Genomic DNA, 14820 nt, shown 5'->3' on the forward strand with positions numbered 1-14820 from the left:
GCCCGTATTAACGCATTTTGTTATTATAACATAAGCACTTTTATGTGTCAATTAATTAAAAAATTTTTTGTGTACAAAATTAAAGATGACCACCATCAAATATTTGTGGTCATCTTTAATAACAAACCATATTAATATTTTCCAAAAGGTGATTATATCTTGTTCAATAGCTCCACTATCTCTTCAGGACTCATAATAAGTTCAATAGCACCTTTTTCAATTGCTACCTTGGGCATTCCAAATACGACACAACTTTTTTCATTCTGCGCAATAGTTATAGCTCCCTTCATCTTCATTTCTAATATTCCATCACTTCCATCAGACCCCATGCCAGTCATAATTATACCTATTGCATCCTTCCCGCATGCCTCTGCAATTGAGCTAAAAAGAATATCTGCAGAAGGTTTGTGACTTTTTATCTTCTCAAGGTCAAGCACTCTTGTGTAGAGTTTCCCTGCCTTTTCTTCAATAGCCAAATGATATCCGCCCTTTGCAATGTATATACATCCTGGTTTTACCTCTTCCCTGTCCTCTGCTTCTTTAATACATTTAGATGTAATAGAAGCAAGCCTCTCTGCAAATGCTTTTGTAAAGTTTGGTGGCATGTGCTGAACAACCAAGATTGGAAGAGAAAAATCCTTCTTGAGGCTTCTAAACATCTTTTCTAAAACAGGGGGTCCTCCTGTTGATATCCCGATACTTACAACCTTTGCAACTTTTGCTCTTTCGACCAAACTATCCTCTATTGGAACTTTGAAAACTTTTACATCCTCGACGGTAGTTGGCGCAGTCTGGGTCTTTTTGTACTCTTCACATGCAGCACTTACCTTTTTGATTAGTTCATATTTGAACTCTTCTATTTCTTCTTCCTTTAACGGTTTTAATATATAATCAAAAGCACCTGCTGATAATGCCTCAAATGTTGTATGAGCTCCAGGATGAGTATATGCGCTTATCATTAAGATTTTACTGTCTGAAACATCTCTTATCTTCCTTATAAGTTCAACACCGTTCATGTATGGCATCTCATAGTCAATTGTTATAACATCAAATTTAAACTTTCTTACTCTATCAAGGGCAATGAGAGGTGTTTGAGCAACCATCACAGAAAACATTCCTGTTTGCTCTAAAATTGACTTGATGAGCTGCCTCATGAATGCCGAATCGTCAACAACCAATACCTTGTACATAAACTATTCACCTATACAATCATTTTTCATTAATATTTATTCCCAAAATTGCTGGTATCAAAACAGAACATACTCAGAAGCTTCGTACAACCTCATCTGTCAAGCCTAAAAATTCGTACAAATGCAGTATTGTAAATCTTTCTCTGATATTCGGTGCACATAAAAATGATATCTTAAAAAGATTCTCATCTATACCAATCTCCCAATAATTCATAGGCATTTCAAGTTTTTTGTAAGCATCAATCAGCTCATCATACACACCAATTGCGTCTCTTATCAACTTATCTATAACCTCTTTCTTTTCAACAAGCCTGTTTATCACTTGAGTTCTAAACTCTTTATCATTTAACTTGCTTACTCTTTCAATATTTTTCTTTATTATACTTCCAAAAGTTGGTTGAAATCCTTTCTTTATTGCATCCTCCCACGTTTTAATATCTACTTTATATTCTTTCCTTTCATGAATTCTGGATTTATCAAGATTTAAAAAGTGCTCATAAAACCTCAGCACATAGAGGGTTGCAAGCCCAACTTTTATCCCATGATAAGTTTTTATTCTGTGATATTCCCAAAAATGAGAAAGATGGTGTTCACAACCTGATGCAGGACGAGAAGAGTTAACCCTGACCATCATGATACCAGAGGTTATTAGACCTTCCAGCAAATTTTTACAAAAATCATTTACACCAACTGAATTTAATGTTCTCAGATACGTATTTTTCATAATACGTAATACTTCACAGTCTATTTTCTCTTCAAACAAAATATTTGAAAGTTGCCAGTCAAGTAAAGCAGTTATCTTACCCATCAAATCTCCGAATCCTGCCTTTTTCAAAATTTCAGGCGAATTTTCTATAACTTCCGTATCCACAAATATAGCTTCTGGTGATGAAGCCAGTACTGTTGTTTTTAATCCATTTATAGTAAGTGCTGCAACAGAAGAAGCAAACCCGTCCATTGAAGGTGCTGTTGGAAACAAAACAAACGGGACTTTGAACTTGTATGCTGTATACCGTGTTATGTCAGAAATTGTTCCACTTCCTACGCCCACAAATATATCTGCTTGTTCTATTTCAAATAATACCTTTCCAAGCGCAAATTCATCTGCTGTTACATCTGCTTCAAAGCATATTATTTTACACTTCCTATTGCTTTTTTCAACTGTCTCTTTCACCTTGACTGCACACACATCAAAGGTATTTTTATCACATATAACCAACAAAGAATTATAACCATTTTTATTTATAAATCTTGAAAAAGACTCGTACGGCTCTTCCCATACAACTTCCATATCAGTTCGCCCCTTTTTGAGATTTATTTTGTATAATAAAAAGAATTTAAAAAAGGCTGCCACATTAAAACCGCCCATGTTCTCATTAATAATGTTCTGGCAGCCTTTTTTAATTTTCATTCTATAACCTTTTTCTCTACTTTCTCTTTCACCATTGATACAAACTTATCAATGGTAAATGAACCTAAATCTCCTTTCTTTCTGTCTCTTACCGCTATAGTATTTTCCCTTCGCTCTTTTTCACCCACAATCACCATATATGGTATTTTTTGTAGTTGAGCATCTCTTATTTTATACCCCACGGTTTCTGATCTGAAATCTTCTTCAACTCTGAATCCATTCTCCTTGAGTGTTTGGGATATTTTAGCTGCATAGTCATTGAAATTATCAGATACTGGTATTACTCTTATTTGAATTGGTGCTAACCATACTGGAAATGCACCAGCAAAGTGTTCAGTAAGTATTGCAATAAATCTCTCTATACTGCCAAAAACAACTCTGTGTAACATTACTGGCCTATGTTTTGCACCATCTTCACCTATATAATATAAGTCAAACCTTTCTGGCATTTGAAAATCAAGTTGAATTGTTGCACACTGCCACGTTCTTTTCAAACTATCTTCAAGATGAAAATCAATTTTGGGTCCATAAAAAGCTCCATCACCTTCATTTATTTTGTAATTTATACCTACTTCCTCTAAAGCTTCTTTAAGGGCAGTTTCAGCCATATTCCATTGTTCATCTGTTCCCATTGAATTTTCAGGCCTTGTTGAAAGTTCAACATGATATTTGAAACCAAATACACTATAAAAATAATCGATAAGATCAATTACACCTTTTATTTCATCTTTTATCTGTGAAGGTAACATAAATATATGAGCATCATCTTGTGTAAAGCATCTTACCCTCATAAGACCATGCAATACACCAGATAGCTCGTGTCTGTGGACAAGCCCAAGTTCACACAGTCGCTCAGGAAGTTCCCTATACGAATGTGATTTTCTTTTATATACCAATATGCTACCCGGACAGTTCATAGGTTTTATTGCAAATTCCTGATCATCTATTTTGGTAAAATACATATTTTCTTTATAATGATCCCAATGCCCTGACTGAACCCAAAGGTCTTTCGTTAACATTATAGGAGTTTTTATTTCCTGATAACCTCTTTTTTTATGTTCTTCTCTCCAAAAGTCTTCTAATATGTTCCTTATAATCATCCCTTTTGGCAAAAAGAAAGGAAATCCTGGCCCTTCCTCGAAAATATCAAATAAATCAAGCTCCCTTCCAAGCTTTCTATGATCTCTTCTCTTTGCTTCTTCAAGCATTGTAAGGTATTCATCAAGTTGCGTTTTTTTCTCGTATGATATTCCATAAACTCTTTGAAGCATTTTATTTTTAGAATTTCCGCGCCAATACGCACCTGCTACAGAAAGTAGTTTGAACGCTTTTACCCTCCCCGTTGAAGGAAGATGTGGACCGGTACAAAGGTCAACAAATTCACCTTGCTTATAAAAAGATATAATCTCTCCCTCTGGAATATCATTTATAAGCTCAACTTTGTAGTTTTCTCCTCTTTGTTGCATAAGTTTTTTTGCTTCTTCTCTTGAAAGTTCAAATCTCTCAATCTTCAAATCTTCTTTTATTATTTTTTGCATCTCTTCTTCAATCTTTTCCAAAAGCTCCTTTGTAATTGACTCTTCAACATCAAAGTCGTAATAAAAACCATTGTCAATTGCAGGTCCTATACCAAGTTTTACTTTATCCCCAAAGAGCCTTTTGACAGACTGGGCTAAAATATGTGAGGTTGTGTGCCAGTATACTCTTTTGCCTTCATCACTCGCAAATGTGACAACCTCAAAGCTACAATCCTCATCAATAGGTGTCCATAAGTCTTTCAAAATGCCGTTTATTTTACACGCAACTGCTTCTTTGTAAAGCTTCATACTTATTGATTTTACCAAATCCAAAGCTAAGGTAGATTTTTCAACCTCAATTATCTTACCATCTGGAAGCGTGACATTTACTTTTTCCATATTGTGTCTTTTCCTCCTTTTTGTATATAGATTAGTATTAAATTTTCTAATAAATTGAAGATACCTTATACGTCTTCTCCCAATAAAAGTCCTTTGAATTCTCTAAACCATTTTGAAAATACAGCTTGAGAAATACCAAAACGTTCAGCCACATCTTTTTGCTTTACCTTTTGCCTAAGAAGATACTTCTTATACACGTAATAAACAATAGCTGCAATTGCAGTAAAGTTTAGCCTTTGCTTCTCAAGTGGAAGAGCATTAAGAAGCTGAGAAATACCATCTTTGTCTTCATTGTTGAGCTTTACATTTTCGGCTATAATATCCATTATCCTCTTTGCATTTTCCTCAAATGTTTGAGAAAAATACATGTCAATGTGTTTTTGAAGTTGGCTTCTAAACTCTTTCTCTTCTAACTTTGAAAGATTTCCAAAACCTGTTTCAAAATAGTCTATTGTGTCTTTTTTAAATGTTTTCATTACATCATCAATTTTTTTCAGAAAATAATCAATCTTTATCTCAGGCATATTATAATTCTTTTTTAGGTCTTTCCATATCTTTTTAGCTTTTACATACTGTCTTGTATTATACAAACTGATAGCTTGGATATGTTTAAAATAGGGCTCTTTTGTAATTTCAAAAAGCTCACCTGCCCTGTCTACAATTGCAGCATGTTGGTTTAATTTTATTAACGTGTCTAAAACCTTAATCTTGTCTTTATGGTCGTATGTTTTCAGCTCTAAAATTGTTCTTAGCTGTTTTTTGAGTTCTTTTGTCTTGCCAATTGTACTATAAAAAAACGCCAAATTGCAGTTTGCATAAACATTGTACTTATCAATCTCTAAAACCTTTTTTGCCTCGTGAATAGCCTTTTCGATCTCTCCCATATAAAAATAAGCAAGCGACAAATTGTTCCTTGCAGCAAAGATTGTATCGTCCTTTGCCAATATCATCTTAAAATACTTTACAGCATCTTCATACCGACCATTTTCTAAAAGAAAGTTACCCCTTTCCAACAGTTTTGTCAGTTTTTCCATCTCTTTTTGTTCTCTTTCAAATTCCTGCTGGGTCTCAATAAAGTCAAGAAGGTCTTCCGCAGCTTCTTTAAACTCAGTGTTATTGCTAAGCTTGAGATACCTTCTTAAAAAATGTTTTGCTTCTCTCAGTTTCCCCATCTCAAAGAAATTACAACCAAGCCCAAATAGTGAGTCGTAAAACTCAGGGTTGTCGGTGGTAAGTTCAGTCAAGAGTTTATTCGAACTTTCAAAATCCCCAATCTGAGCCAATAGCCCTGCTAAGTTGAACTTTATCTCTATGTTTTTGCTGTCAAGCTCAAGCGCTCTTTTTAATCTCTCAATGGCAAGCTCTATCTCGCCTCTTTCATAATGTTTAATCCCTATTTTAAAAAACCTTGATGATGTAGGGTGCAAATTTATAACCTTCCCTTTGACCATTTCAATACATACTCCTCTTTACAATTTATCTATTGGCGGCAAAATAATTTTAAAGGTATTTTGAGAGTTTATATTTATTATCTTTGCGGTGGGATATGTCTTTTTGATTCTCCCTATTCCTTTACCACCCTTTAAAAACAGATTATGTTCGTCCAAAATGATCATCTTTTGATAAATCCACGGATTTCGCCTTCGCGGTATAATCTCTCTTCCCATGTTATAAATCATATTGCCTTCCAAAAGACATCCAGGATTTGCAACTTCAATAAACTTTTCACCAATCTTTACTACAGTAGACCTTGTTAAATCATAATAGTCTCTATGCACAAGCGCATTTGCAATAGCTTCAAACAATGCCCATAAATCTTTTTGTGGGTACATTTGTGTCAGCTCATTTATAACTGTATTTATTATACTATATATGTTACCACAAATAATTTGATTGTGGTCAAAAAATTCAAAACTCAAATAAGCAGAAGGTATAAAACGCTCTGGGCACTTGCCAAATACAAGCATTCCTGCTATAGTAGGGTAGAAATTTCCATTTTCTCTGTCTCGTTGAATAATCCCAAAGCTCTCAAGCAGAATTGTATTGTCCCACTCGGAAGCAATCCCACTTTTCCTAAAAAACAAACTTATCAGCTCTGAGTCAAGGTCAGAAATTCCTGCATTTCTTATAATTGACATCTCAAAGTTGACAATACCACTTTCTTCAAACATAGAAGCAATCTCTTCCCGTTTTGCAACATCTGTAGTAGAACCGCGCCTAATATAGAATACTCCGTTTTGCACCATTTGGTGAGGACGTAAACTACTTTTATAGATTGTAAGTATTCCTAACTTCTTTCCTTCGTACTCCACAATCTCAAACTTGATTGAGACGGGTGGATCACACCTACTTGAGATTATCTGCTGAATTTTTTCTTCTGTTAAATTTTCATTTTTTATTCCAAAAATTCTCTTCGTCTTGTCTTCAACACCAAATATGATATAACCTCTGCCACCTCTTGAATTCGCAATAGCAATTACATCTTTAACAAGCTCTTTTTTTTCACCTTCTGTCTCTAAGGAAAGAGTACTTTTAAAATCAAGTTTTGGTCCTTCGTCAGACTCAAGCAATATCTTAAGTTTATACTTGTCCATCTATCTTCATCTCAACATTTGAAATTTTTTCCTCTGCTAAAACCTCTAAAAACACCTCAAATATCTCTGGATCAAACTTCTTTCCCACATCATTTTTCATCATAATCAGTGCTTCTTCTTCAGAGAATGCTTTTCTGTAAGGTCTGTCAGTCGTAAGTGCATCAAACACATCTGCTATCGCTATTATCCTTGATTCCACTGGAATCTTATCTCCATTTATACCAAGTGGATATCCTGTTCCATCTAAGTTCTCATGGTGATACAGGACAATATCCTTTATACTATCAAAGTATTCAATATTTGAAAGAATGTTATATCCATCTAAGGAATGTCTTTTGACAATAGAATATTCTTCATCAGTAAGCTTTCCTCTTTTGTTGAGAATATTTTCTGGCACTACAATCTTACCAATGTCATGCAGGTATGCAGCTATTTCTAAATCAAATAAATTTATTTTATACCCTTTTTGATTGACAAGCTTCTGTCCAATCTTTTTACTATATTGCATTACTCTTTCAGCATGTCCTTTAGTATATGGGTCTTTCATTTCTATTATAGATATAAGTAGTTTAATTGCTCCTTCAAAATTTCTCCTCTCCTTTTCAAAAAACTCTCTAAAGGTCATCTTGAGTTTTCAAAAGTGAAATCTTGCTCTTTATCTCATTCGAAAAATAAGTGAGAATTGTCTCAACATTTTCAAACTTACCTTCTTTTTTTACATTTGGTTTTGGAAGAGTAGCTTCACCATTTATCCTTGAAAAAAGGCCTATCGCATACTCCTCAAGCTTGAGTATTCTATTTGTCAAATACATTCCACTTATAAATGAGATCAATAAGGTTAGGATTGTTAAAATCATAAACATAGCTATTAAAAGGTTTTCAAAATGCTTCTTTACCAAAACAAGCGGCTTTTCGTCATAGTCTAAAACTATACTACCTAAGATGTTATTGTCTATATCAGTTATGGCAATTTCATTTCTGAGTAATCTATTTGGCCGAGTTGAAGATTCCTTAGGTTGAAAATACACATTATTTACAACATAGGGCTGAATCAAAGAAACAAAATTTTTTATATCCTTTGCTAAAAAAAGAGCACCTATAACTGGCCGACTAAGATTTTTGTCATCTAAAACCGGGCTACAAACAAATGCATAAATTTTATCATTAAATTTTATGAATCCTTTTTCCACAGGTATTAAACTAACCTCTTTATAAATAATGTATTGTTTACTTATTGTCTTTTGTACAATTTTAGATAACTTGTTAATATTTATATCTTTAATCGACTGATACTTAGAATATGAGCAAATAATCTTTCCTTGCTTATCAAAACCTACAATAATTGAAAAATCATATGGTTTTTGATATAACCAATTTGTCCAGTAAAATTCAATTGTACTTAGTTTACCCATCAAAACTGCTTCATAAATCTCATTCCATATGGCATATTCTTTGGCAAAATTCGTCATGTCTTCGAAAACCTTTGCTTTAATTCTTTCTAATGATTTTTCTTGTTGAGTTACAAAATAGTCATACGTAATCTTCTCATACTGTGGTATTATACTCGTCATTACATATGCAGCTACAATCGAAGTTGGTAAAAATGCCACCAAAATAGTAACAATAAGTATTTTAATTCTCAATTCCACTTTGCCACATCCTCTATTTTAAACTTAATCCTTTGTTGACTTTTGTCTAAATTTAGTATAACATATCTTGACTTAACAAGTCATTTGTAAAAAATAAATAAACTACATAGCCTCTTTCCTTTTAAAATATATAAAATCTTTCTCTGAAAGCTCAAAAGGCTTTTTTTGACCAATTACTTCACCTTTTTTTACCATTTTTCCTTTTTGTACACTTAAAATATCTAAATTTTCTAGTATGTAGAAGACATTTTTCTCATCTTGGATTGCTATATCAAACCTGCCAGCTTTGTTTTTGATACTTATGACTGTGCCACTACATGGAGCAATTATATTAGTCGTTTTTGTAACAACTATAAAGTATCCTCCATCTTGTGAAAATTCTATCTGACCATCTGCTGGATATAAAAAAGTATTTGAATCTTCCTTTTTAATTGAACTGTCTTTGTAAACATTGACAGTTGCACCTTTTATTTTTAAAAAATCTCTGACAAAATCTTCTATATATTTATACACCTTTTCATCGGACGTATAGTATTTTTTAAGCTCTTCAATGTTAAAGTTTTCAAATTTAAGATATTGGTATCTGAAAGCCACTATAAATATTATTACAGCTAAAACTACAAAAAGTTTTACAACCAATAAATTGTTTTTTGAACTTGAGGTATCCTTTGTAAATTTTTTCCTTTTCATTTTCCAAACACCCCTTTTTATTCTTTATTTTTTTCTGTTTAATTTTTATTCTGCGGAACAAAAAAAGATGATAGCAAGCTTTTGCTATCATCTTCTCTGAATAATATCCTTTATGTCTTCAATAATAGATGGGATGATGTCAATAATTCTCTCCACGCTGTTATTTGCTGATACATTTAAAAGTCTTATTTGGTCCTGTGTCACAACTAAAAAGGCAATTGGCATCACAGAAATTCCAGCACCAGTTCCACCTGCAAAAAGGGGAGTGTTGTCCTCTGCTTTGTTACCCTTGTTACTATCTTGCTTTATGTCACCACCGCCTGCTACAAATCCAAAAGACACTTTGGAAACTGGTATAATAACAGCACCACCAGAACTTTGAACAGCATCGCCTACAATTGTGTTTACGTCAATCATCTGTTTTAAGTTTTCCATAGTTGTCTGCATTAACATCTCAATTGGATGTGTCATAGTTCAAAACACCCCTTAAATTTTTTACTATTGCTTTTGAATTAATCAAAATTTTCACTGGAAAAATTTTAAGTTTCAAGTTAATTTTGAAATAGCTATCCGCAAAATTGCTTTCAGTAAAACCTTTATAATCAATCTTCACCTTTTCCCCACATGATAATAATATTCCCCAGATAGAATATATAATTCCACTTAAAATACTCAAAACAAAAATGTCTGTGCAATATACCCATGTAACTATTTTTTCTATCTTTATAATTGAGACTGACAAAAAAATCTTGAAAAGTTTATAAAAACTTTTTAAAGATACTTTAGGTCTGCCTCTTTTTCTTTTCTTCTTTTTAACTGCTTGTGCCTTCTTGGAATCGGCTCTGTTCGGAAATTTATAATTAAAAATTCTTATATAAAATGAAATAACTTTAAATCTTATATTGACTATAAAAAAATCTTTAAACTCTATATCAATCTTAAATACCTTAGGGAGAATGAGATATACGAAAGTCAATAAAATTAAGGTTAACAATACCATCTCAAGTTCTCATAAATTTCTTCCTTTTCTCAGATTTTATTAAAAATTATTTCCACAAAATAAAAAGAGGATACATCAAATTGATGTATCCTCTCTTTGCATAATCTTTTCTTTTAACTCCTCAAGATTTTGTATACCGAGAGAGTAATAAAAAAGCTCTGTCACTTCATACAAAGTGGGTTTTCCTATTGTATCAAGCTTCCCTGCTTCTTTTATAAGCCCCTTTTCAAGAAGGCTCTTTATAACATTATCGCTACTAACACCTCTTATCTTTTCTATCTCCTGCCTTGTTATTGGACCATTTAATGCAATTATTGATAGCACCTCATACGCTGCCTGCGAAAGTGAAGATTGTTTTTGCTCAAAATCAAAATATTCTTTTATATACTTTGAGTTTTCAGGATTCGTAACTAAAGTATACCCTTTTTCTTCTTTTATAACTATAAAGCCTCTTTTCTGGTTCTTGTATTCTTCTTTTAGCTCTTCAATGCAATCTTCAACTTCCTTCTCTGAAATATCCAAAATCTTTGCAATTTTGGCTATTTCAATGGGTTCTGCGCTCAAAAATAATATGCTTTCTAAAACTGATTTTACAGCTGCCTTATCCATGTTTTATTTTGAGCCTCTCTACCTTTTTGTGATTTTAATATCATCAAATACCTTTTGCTGATGTACAGAAATATGTCCTAATTTGCATAGCTCCAAAATGGCCAAAAATCTATATACTATCTCCTCTTTTGAAATCCCTCTTATAAGGCTACTAAAATACGCAACCCCTTTTTGTTTTATATACTCTAAAACCTGTTTTATCACTTTCAAAATAGAGATTGTCTGCTTTTTGGTAATTTCTTGGAGTCTTTTGTCATTGTCAGAAGAAGTAGTTTCTTTTTTTGATAAAATATTCCTGTATGTTTCAATGAGTTTATTCACATCAACCTTTACCACGAAATTGCTCTCAAAATTTCTAAGTTCAAATGCTCTTTTGTAGCTTTCTCTATATGGATGATTTTCTTTCAAGTAAATTGCAACCTCTTTGTACTTTTGATACTCTCTCAACCTTTCAACAAGTTCTTGCCGCGGGTCTTCTTCTTCCTCTTGTAGCTTTGGCAAAAGCATTTTTGATTTAATCTCCAAAAGTGTTGCTGCCATAACTAAAAATTCAGATATAGAATCTACATTTATTGTGTCTAAATGGTTTATATACATTAGATACTGATTAGTAATTTCAGCAATTGGAATATCATAGATGTTTATCTTCTCTTTTTTTATAAGATAAAGCAAAAGGTCAAGCGGTCCTTCAAAATTAGGAAGCTTCACCTCAAAATTCATAACAGCCCTGCCCTATCCTTTGCTTCTTTTAATGTCTGGGAAGCAATTGCTCGAGCTTTTTTTGCACCTTCCTCAATTACACCAAGGACATAATCAATATCATTTTCAAGTTTCTTTCTTTTGCTTTGAATTGGCTCTAAGAACTTAGAAAGATTATCAAATAGCTTCTTTTTGCACTCTACACAACCAATTTTACCTTCTCTGCAGTTTATCTCTATTTCATCAACAGTATCTTCGCTAAATATCTTATGGTAAGCAAATACTGTACAAACTTCTGGATGTCCTGGGTCATTCTTTCGAATTCTTGCTGGGTCTGTAACCATGTTCATTACTTTTTTGCGTACACTCTCTAAATCTTCAGACAGCGCAATTGTATTGCCATAACTTTTACTCATCTTTCGCCCATCTGTGCCAATCAAAACTTTAACAGTATTTAGAATTGGTTGCGGTTCTGGAAATATTTGTCCATACAAGTAATTAAATCTTCTTGCAATTTCTCTCGTGAGCTCTAAGTGTGGAAGCTGGTCTTCTCCAACTGGAACAAGTTCAGCTTTGTATATCAATATGTCTGCTGCCTGCAAACAAGGATACCCTAAAAAACCATAGGTAGCAATATTCTTTTCTTTCAACTCTCTCATTTGGTCTTTATAAGTTGGGCAGCGGTAGAGCCAAGAAAGTGGCGTTATCATGGAAAATAAAAGATGTAGCTCAACATGTTCTGGCACATGCGACTGAACAAATATTGTACACTTGTTAGGGTCAAGCCCGCTTGCCAAAAGGTCTATAACCACCTGTTTTGTGTACTCTCTTAAATTAGTAGTGTCCTCATACCCTGTTGTAAGTGCATGCCAATCAGCAACAAAAAAGTAACATTCATATTGGTCTTGGAGTTTTACCCAGCTCTCTATCGCCCCAAAGTAGTTTCCTAAGTGTAAAATACCTGTTGGTCTTGTGCCTGACAAAACTCTCTTCATTCTCTCCTTCTCCCATCTTTTGATGTTTGAAAAGAAATTTAAGGAAATAGCTTTAAGATAAAATCAATAAAAGTAAAGACAAAATAAGCAATTGGCTGTAAGACAAATGAAAGCAAATACGGTGCAAAAAATATACATGCAATGAGTATTATCTGTCCAATTAATTCGAATCTATAGTAGAATTCTATATATTTTGCGGGTGCAAATATAAACAAGATCTTAGACCCGTCAAGTGGTGGTATTGGCAAAAGATTGAATATAGCAAGATATACATTGATGAAATACGCTTGTTGCAGCATAATCAAAACATATCTATTTGAAACAAGGTTGTACTTGTCAATATACTTCAATACTATAGCAAATACAATTGCTGAGAGAATATTTGCAACAGGCCCTGCTAAAGCTGTAAGACCCATTCCAACCTTTGGATTTTTGTAGTTTCTTGGGTCAGTGACAACAGGTTTTGCCCACCCAAAACCAAATAACATCAAAGCAATTATTCCAAAAATATCAATATGCGGCAGCGGATTTAACGTAATTCTTCCCTGCCTTTTTGGAAGATCATCTCCTTGCAAATAAGCAACATATCCATGAGCTGCCTCGTGGACAGAGATTGCAAACAAAAGCCCAGGAATTCGAAGTAGCACAGTTAAAATATTTGGCAAAATCATAATATACCTCTCCAAAAAGTTTATTTATATTTCCAAATCATTTCTGACTATATCCTCATAAGTCTCTCGCTTTACAATTACTCTAACCTGACTGTCTTTTAAAAGTACAACTGCAGGGCGTGTAAACCTGTTGTAATTACTCGACATAGAATAATTATATGCCCCCGTGGCCAAAATAGCAAGATGCTGACCAGTTTTGAGTTCTGGTAATTTAATGTCTTTTATTAAAATGTCTCCTGACTCACAACACCTTCCTGCAATTGTGTACACCTTTACTTTTTCGCCAATTGGATTTTCAACAACATATGCATCATACTTTGCCTGGTAAAGAGCATAGCGTGGATTGTCTGTCATCCCACCGTCAACAGATGCATAGTTTCTCACATTAGGAATTTCTTTTATGCTTCCAATTGTATAAAGAGTAATTCCTGCCTCACCTACAATTGAACGACCTGGCTCTAAGACTATAAAAGGTTTTTTGAGCCCTTTTTGCTGGCAAAACTCTTCTATTTCTTCAGATATAGCCTCTATAAATTTTTCTATTTGAGGTGGCTGGTCAAAAGCAGTATATTTAATTCCAAATCCACCACCTAAATCTAAAATATCTATTTCATAATTAAGCTCTCTCTTTATTTTTAATATAAACTCAAGCATAACCCTTGCTGCAAGCTTAAACGGTGCTGTCTCAAAAATCTGAGAACCTATATGACAGTGAAGACCTATCAGTTTTAGCTCATCCATCTCTAAAATCTTTTTTACCATTGAAAATGCCTCGCCGTTTTCAAGAGCAACACCAAACTTAGAGTCTATCTGACCTGTTCGGATAAATTCATGAGTGTGTGCTTCAATTCCCGGCTTTACCCTGATGAGAACATTTGCTTTCTTTGATTTTGTTTTGCAGATAACACTTAGCATCTCAAGCTCGTCAAAGTTGTCAATTACAATTTTTACTCCATTTTCAACTGCCATTTCAAGTTCACCATATGTCTTATTATTTCCATGGAAAAATATCTTATCAGTTGGAAAGTCTACTGAAAGAGCAGTAAACAACTCCCCACCTGACACAACGTCAAGCCCTATTCCCTCTTGTTTTGCAATCTGGCACATTGCTTTTGTACAAAACGCCTTTGATGCATAGATTACCAGCCCGTTTTGTCCAAAATATTTTTCTAATGCATTTTTGAATCTATTTATATTTTCCCTAATCATTCTCTCATTCATAACATAAAGAGGTGTTCCATACATCTCTATTAAATCAAGAAGGTCAATTCCTTCCCACGAAAGATTGCCTTTATGGGAAATTTCAAGTCCATATCGAAGTTGCATCTTTTTTCTTCCCTCCAAAAAAGGTTTTAATAATTCTAACATACAAAATTGCTCAAATTCAAGCTGCACT

Annotated in this window: 13 protein-coding genes and 1 pseudogene; all 14 read right to left on the reverse strand. The window is 33.5% G+C overall.

Features of this window, described 5'->3' with window-relative positions:
- Positions 1–152 precede the first annotated feature (152 nt).
- The 14 genes and pseudogenes from cheB to lysA all read right to left on the reverse strand — a co-directional run bounded on the left by cheB (position 153) and on the right by lysA (position 14750).
- Positions 153–1190, reverse strand: a complete 1038-nt coding sequence (gene cheB / locus PGC14_RS08470; RefSeq protein WP_039765250.1) for a chemotaxis-specific protein-glutamate methyltransferase CheB — start codon at positions 1188–1190, stop codon at positions 153–155.
- A gap of 73 nt (positions 1191–1263) precedes the next feature.
- Entirely contained in the window at positions 1264–2481 is a 1218-nt protein-coding gene (locus PGC14_RS08475) for an iron-containing alcohol dehydrogenase (protein ID WP_039765414.1), read from the reverse strand.
- A gap of 116 nt (positions 2482–2597) precedes the next feature.
- A complete protein-coding gene (thrS, locus tag PGC14_RS08480; RefSeq protein WP_039765254.1) occupies positions 2598–4517 on the reverse strand; it encodes a threonine--tRNA ligase in 1920 nt (639 codons plus the stop codon).
- A 65-nt stretch (positions 4518–4582) separates the two neighbouring features.
- On the reverse strand, positions 4583–5968 hold the full coding sequence (locus PGC14_RS08485) for a tetratricopeptide repeat protein (RefSeq protein ID WP_039765257.1): 1386 nt from the start codon (positions 5966–5968) through the stop codon (positions 4583–4585).
- A gap of 18 nt (positions 5969–5986) precedes the next feature.
- Positions 5987–7111, reverse strand: a complete 1125-nt coding sequence (locus PGC14_RS08490; RefSeq protein ID WP_011916505.1) for an RNA-binding domain-containing protein — start codon at positions 7109–7111, stop codon at positions 5987–5989.
- Positions 7098–8760 (reverse strand): annotated as a pseudogene (locus PGC14_RS13490) (HD domain-containing phosphohydrolase). The gene PGC14_RS08490 and the pseudogene PGC14_RS13490 overlap by 14 nt, the downstream one beginning before the upstream one ends.
- A 102-nt stretch (positions 8761–8862) precedes the next feature.
- Positions 8863–9450 carry a M23 family metallopeptidase gene (locus PGC14_RS08505; RefSeq protein WP_271628667.1) on the reverse strand — a complete coding sequence of 196 codons (588 nt, stop codon included), beginning with the start codon at positions 9448–9450 and terminating at the stop codon, positions 8863–8865.
- 87 nt (positions 9451–9537) lie between these two features.
- Entirely contained in the window at positions 9538–9921 is a 384-nt protein-coding gene (gene ytfJ / locus PGC14_RS08510) for a GerW family sporulation protein (RefSeq protein ID WP_271628668.1), read from the reverse strand.
- Complete coding sequence (locus tag PGC14_RS08515) at positions 9905–10450, reverse strand: hypothetical protein (RefSeq protein WP_271628669.1); 546 nt, start codon at positions 10448–10450, stop codon at positions 9905–9907. Before PGC14_RS08515 ends, ytfJ begins: the two co-directional genes overlap by 17 nt.
- A gap of 75 nt (positions 10451–10525) precedes the next feature.
- On the reverse strand, positions 10526–11059 hold the full coding sequence (gene scpB, locus PGC14_RS08520; RefSeq protein WP_271628670.1) for an SMC-Scp complex subunit ScpB: 534 nt from the start codon (positions 11057–11059) through the stop codon (positions 10526–10528).
- Between the two features lie 18 nt (positions 11060–11077).
- Positions 11078–11779, reverse strand: a complete 702-nt coding sequence (locus PGC14_RS08525) for a segregation and condensation protein A (RefSeq protein ID WP_271628671.1) — start codon at positions 11777–11779, stop codon at positions 11078–11080.
- Positions 11776–12753 carry a tryptophan--tRNA ligase gene (trpS, locus tag PGC14_RS08530; RefSeq protein WP_011916497.1) on the reverse strand — a complete coding sequence of 326 codons (978 nt, stop codon included), beginning with the start codon at positions 12751–12753 and terminating at the stop codon, positions 11776–11778. The genes PGC14_RS08525 and trpS overlap by 4 nt, the downstream gene beginning before the upstream one ends.
- A gap of 38 nt (positions 12754–12791) precedes the next feature.
- The gene (locus PGC14_RS08535; RefSeq protein WP_271628672.1) at positions 12792–13424 is read right to left on the reverse strand and encodes a site-2 protease family protein; all 633 of its coding nucleotides are present in this window, start codon (positions 13422–13424) and stop codon (positions 12792–12794) included.
- A 24-nt stretch (positions 13425–13448) separates the two neighbouring features.
- Entirely contained in the window at positions 13449–14750 is a 1302-nt protein-coding gene (gene lysA, locus PGC14_RS08540; protein ID WP_271628673.1) for a diaminopimelate decarboxylase, read from the reverse strand.
- Positions 14751–14820 lie beyond the last annotated feature (70 nt).

The sequence above is a fragment of the Caldicellulosiruptor sp. DIB 104C genome, assembly GCF_028198085.1.
Lineage (GTDB): Bacteria > Bacillota > Thermoanaerobacteria > Caldicellulosiruptorales > Caldicellulosiruptoraceae > Caldicellulosiruptor > Caldicellulosiruptor saccharolyticus.

Coding starts and splice junctions, on each gene's coding strand:
- PGC14_RS08515 (WP_271628669.1), bottom strand. CDS start 10,450: ATGGTATTGTTAACCTTAATTTTATTGACTTTCGTATATCTCATTCTC.
- trpS (WP_011916497.1), bottom strand. CDS start 12,753: ATGAAGAGAGTTTTGTCAGGCACAAGACCAACAGGTATTTTACACTTA.
- PGC14_RS08490 (WP_011916505.1), bottom strand. CDS start 7,111: ATGGACAAGTATAAACTTAAGATATTGCTTGAGTCTGACGAAGGACCA.
- PGC14_RS08475 (WP_039765414.1), bottom strand. CDS start 2,481: ATGGAAGTTGTATGGGAAGAGCCGTACGAGTCTTTTTCAAGATTTATA.
- ytfJ (WP_271628668.1), bottom strand. CDS start 9,921: ATGACACATCCAATTGAGATGTTAATGCAGACAACTATGGAAAACTTA.
- PGC14_RS08535 (WP_271628672.1), bottom strand. CDS start 13,424: ATGATTTTGCCAAATATTTTAACTGTGCTACTTCGAATTCCTGGGCTT.
- PGC14_RS08525 (WP_271628671.1), bottom strand. CDS start 11,779: ATGAATTTTGAGGTGAAGCTTCCTAATTTTGAAGGACCGCTTGACCTT.
- PGC14_RS08485 (WP_039765257.1), bottom strand. CDS start 5,968: ATGGTCAAAGGGAAGGTTATAAATTTGCACCCTACATCATCAAGGTTT.
- lysA (WP_271628673.1), bottom strand. CDS start 14,750: ATGCAACTTCGATATGGACTTGAAATTTCCCATAAAGGCAATCTTTCG.
- thrS (WP_039765254.1), bottom strand. CDS start 4,517: ATGGAAAAAGTAAATGTCACGCTTCCAGATGGTAAGATAATTGAGGTT.
- scpB (WP_271628670.1), bottom strand. CDS start 11,059: ATGGATAAGGCAGCTGTAAAATCAGTTTTAGAAAGCATATTATTTTTG.
- cheB (WP_039765250.1), bottom strand. CDS start 1,190: ATGTACAAGGTATTGGTTGTTGACGATTCGGCATTCATGAGGCAGCTC.
- PGC14_RS08505 (WP_271628667.1), bottom strand. CDS start 9,450: ATGAAAAGGAAAAAATTTACAAAGGATACCTCAAGTTCAAAAAACAAT.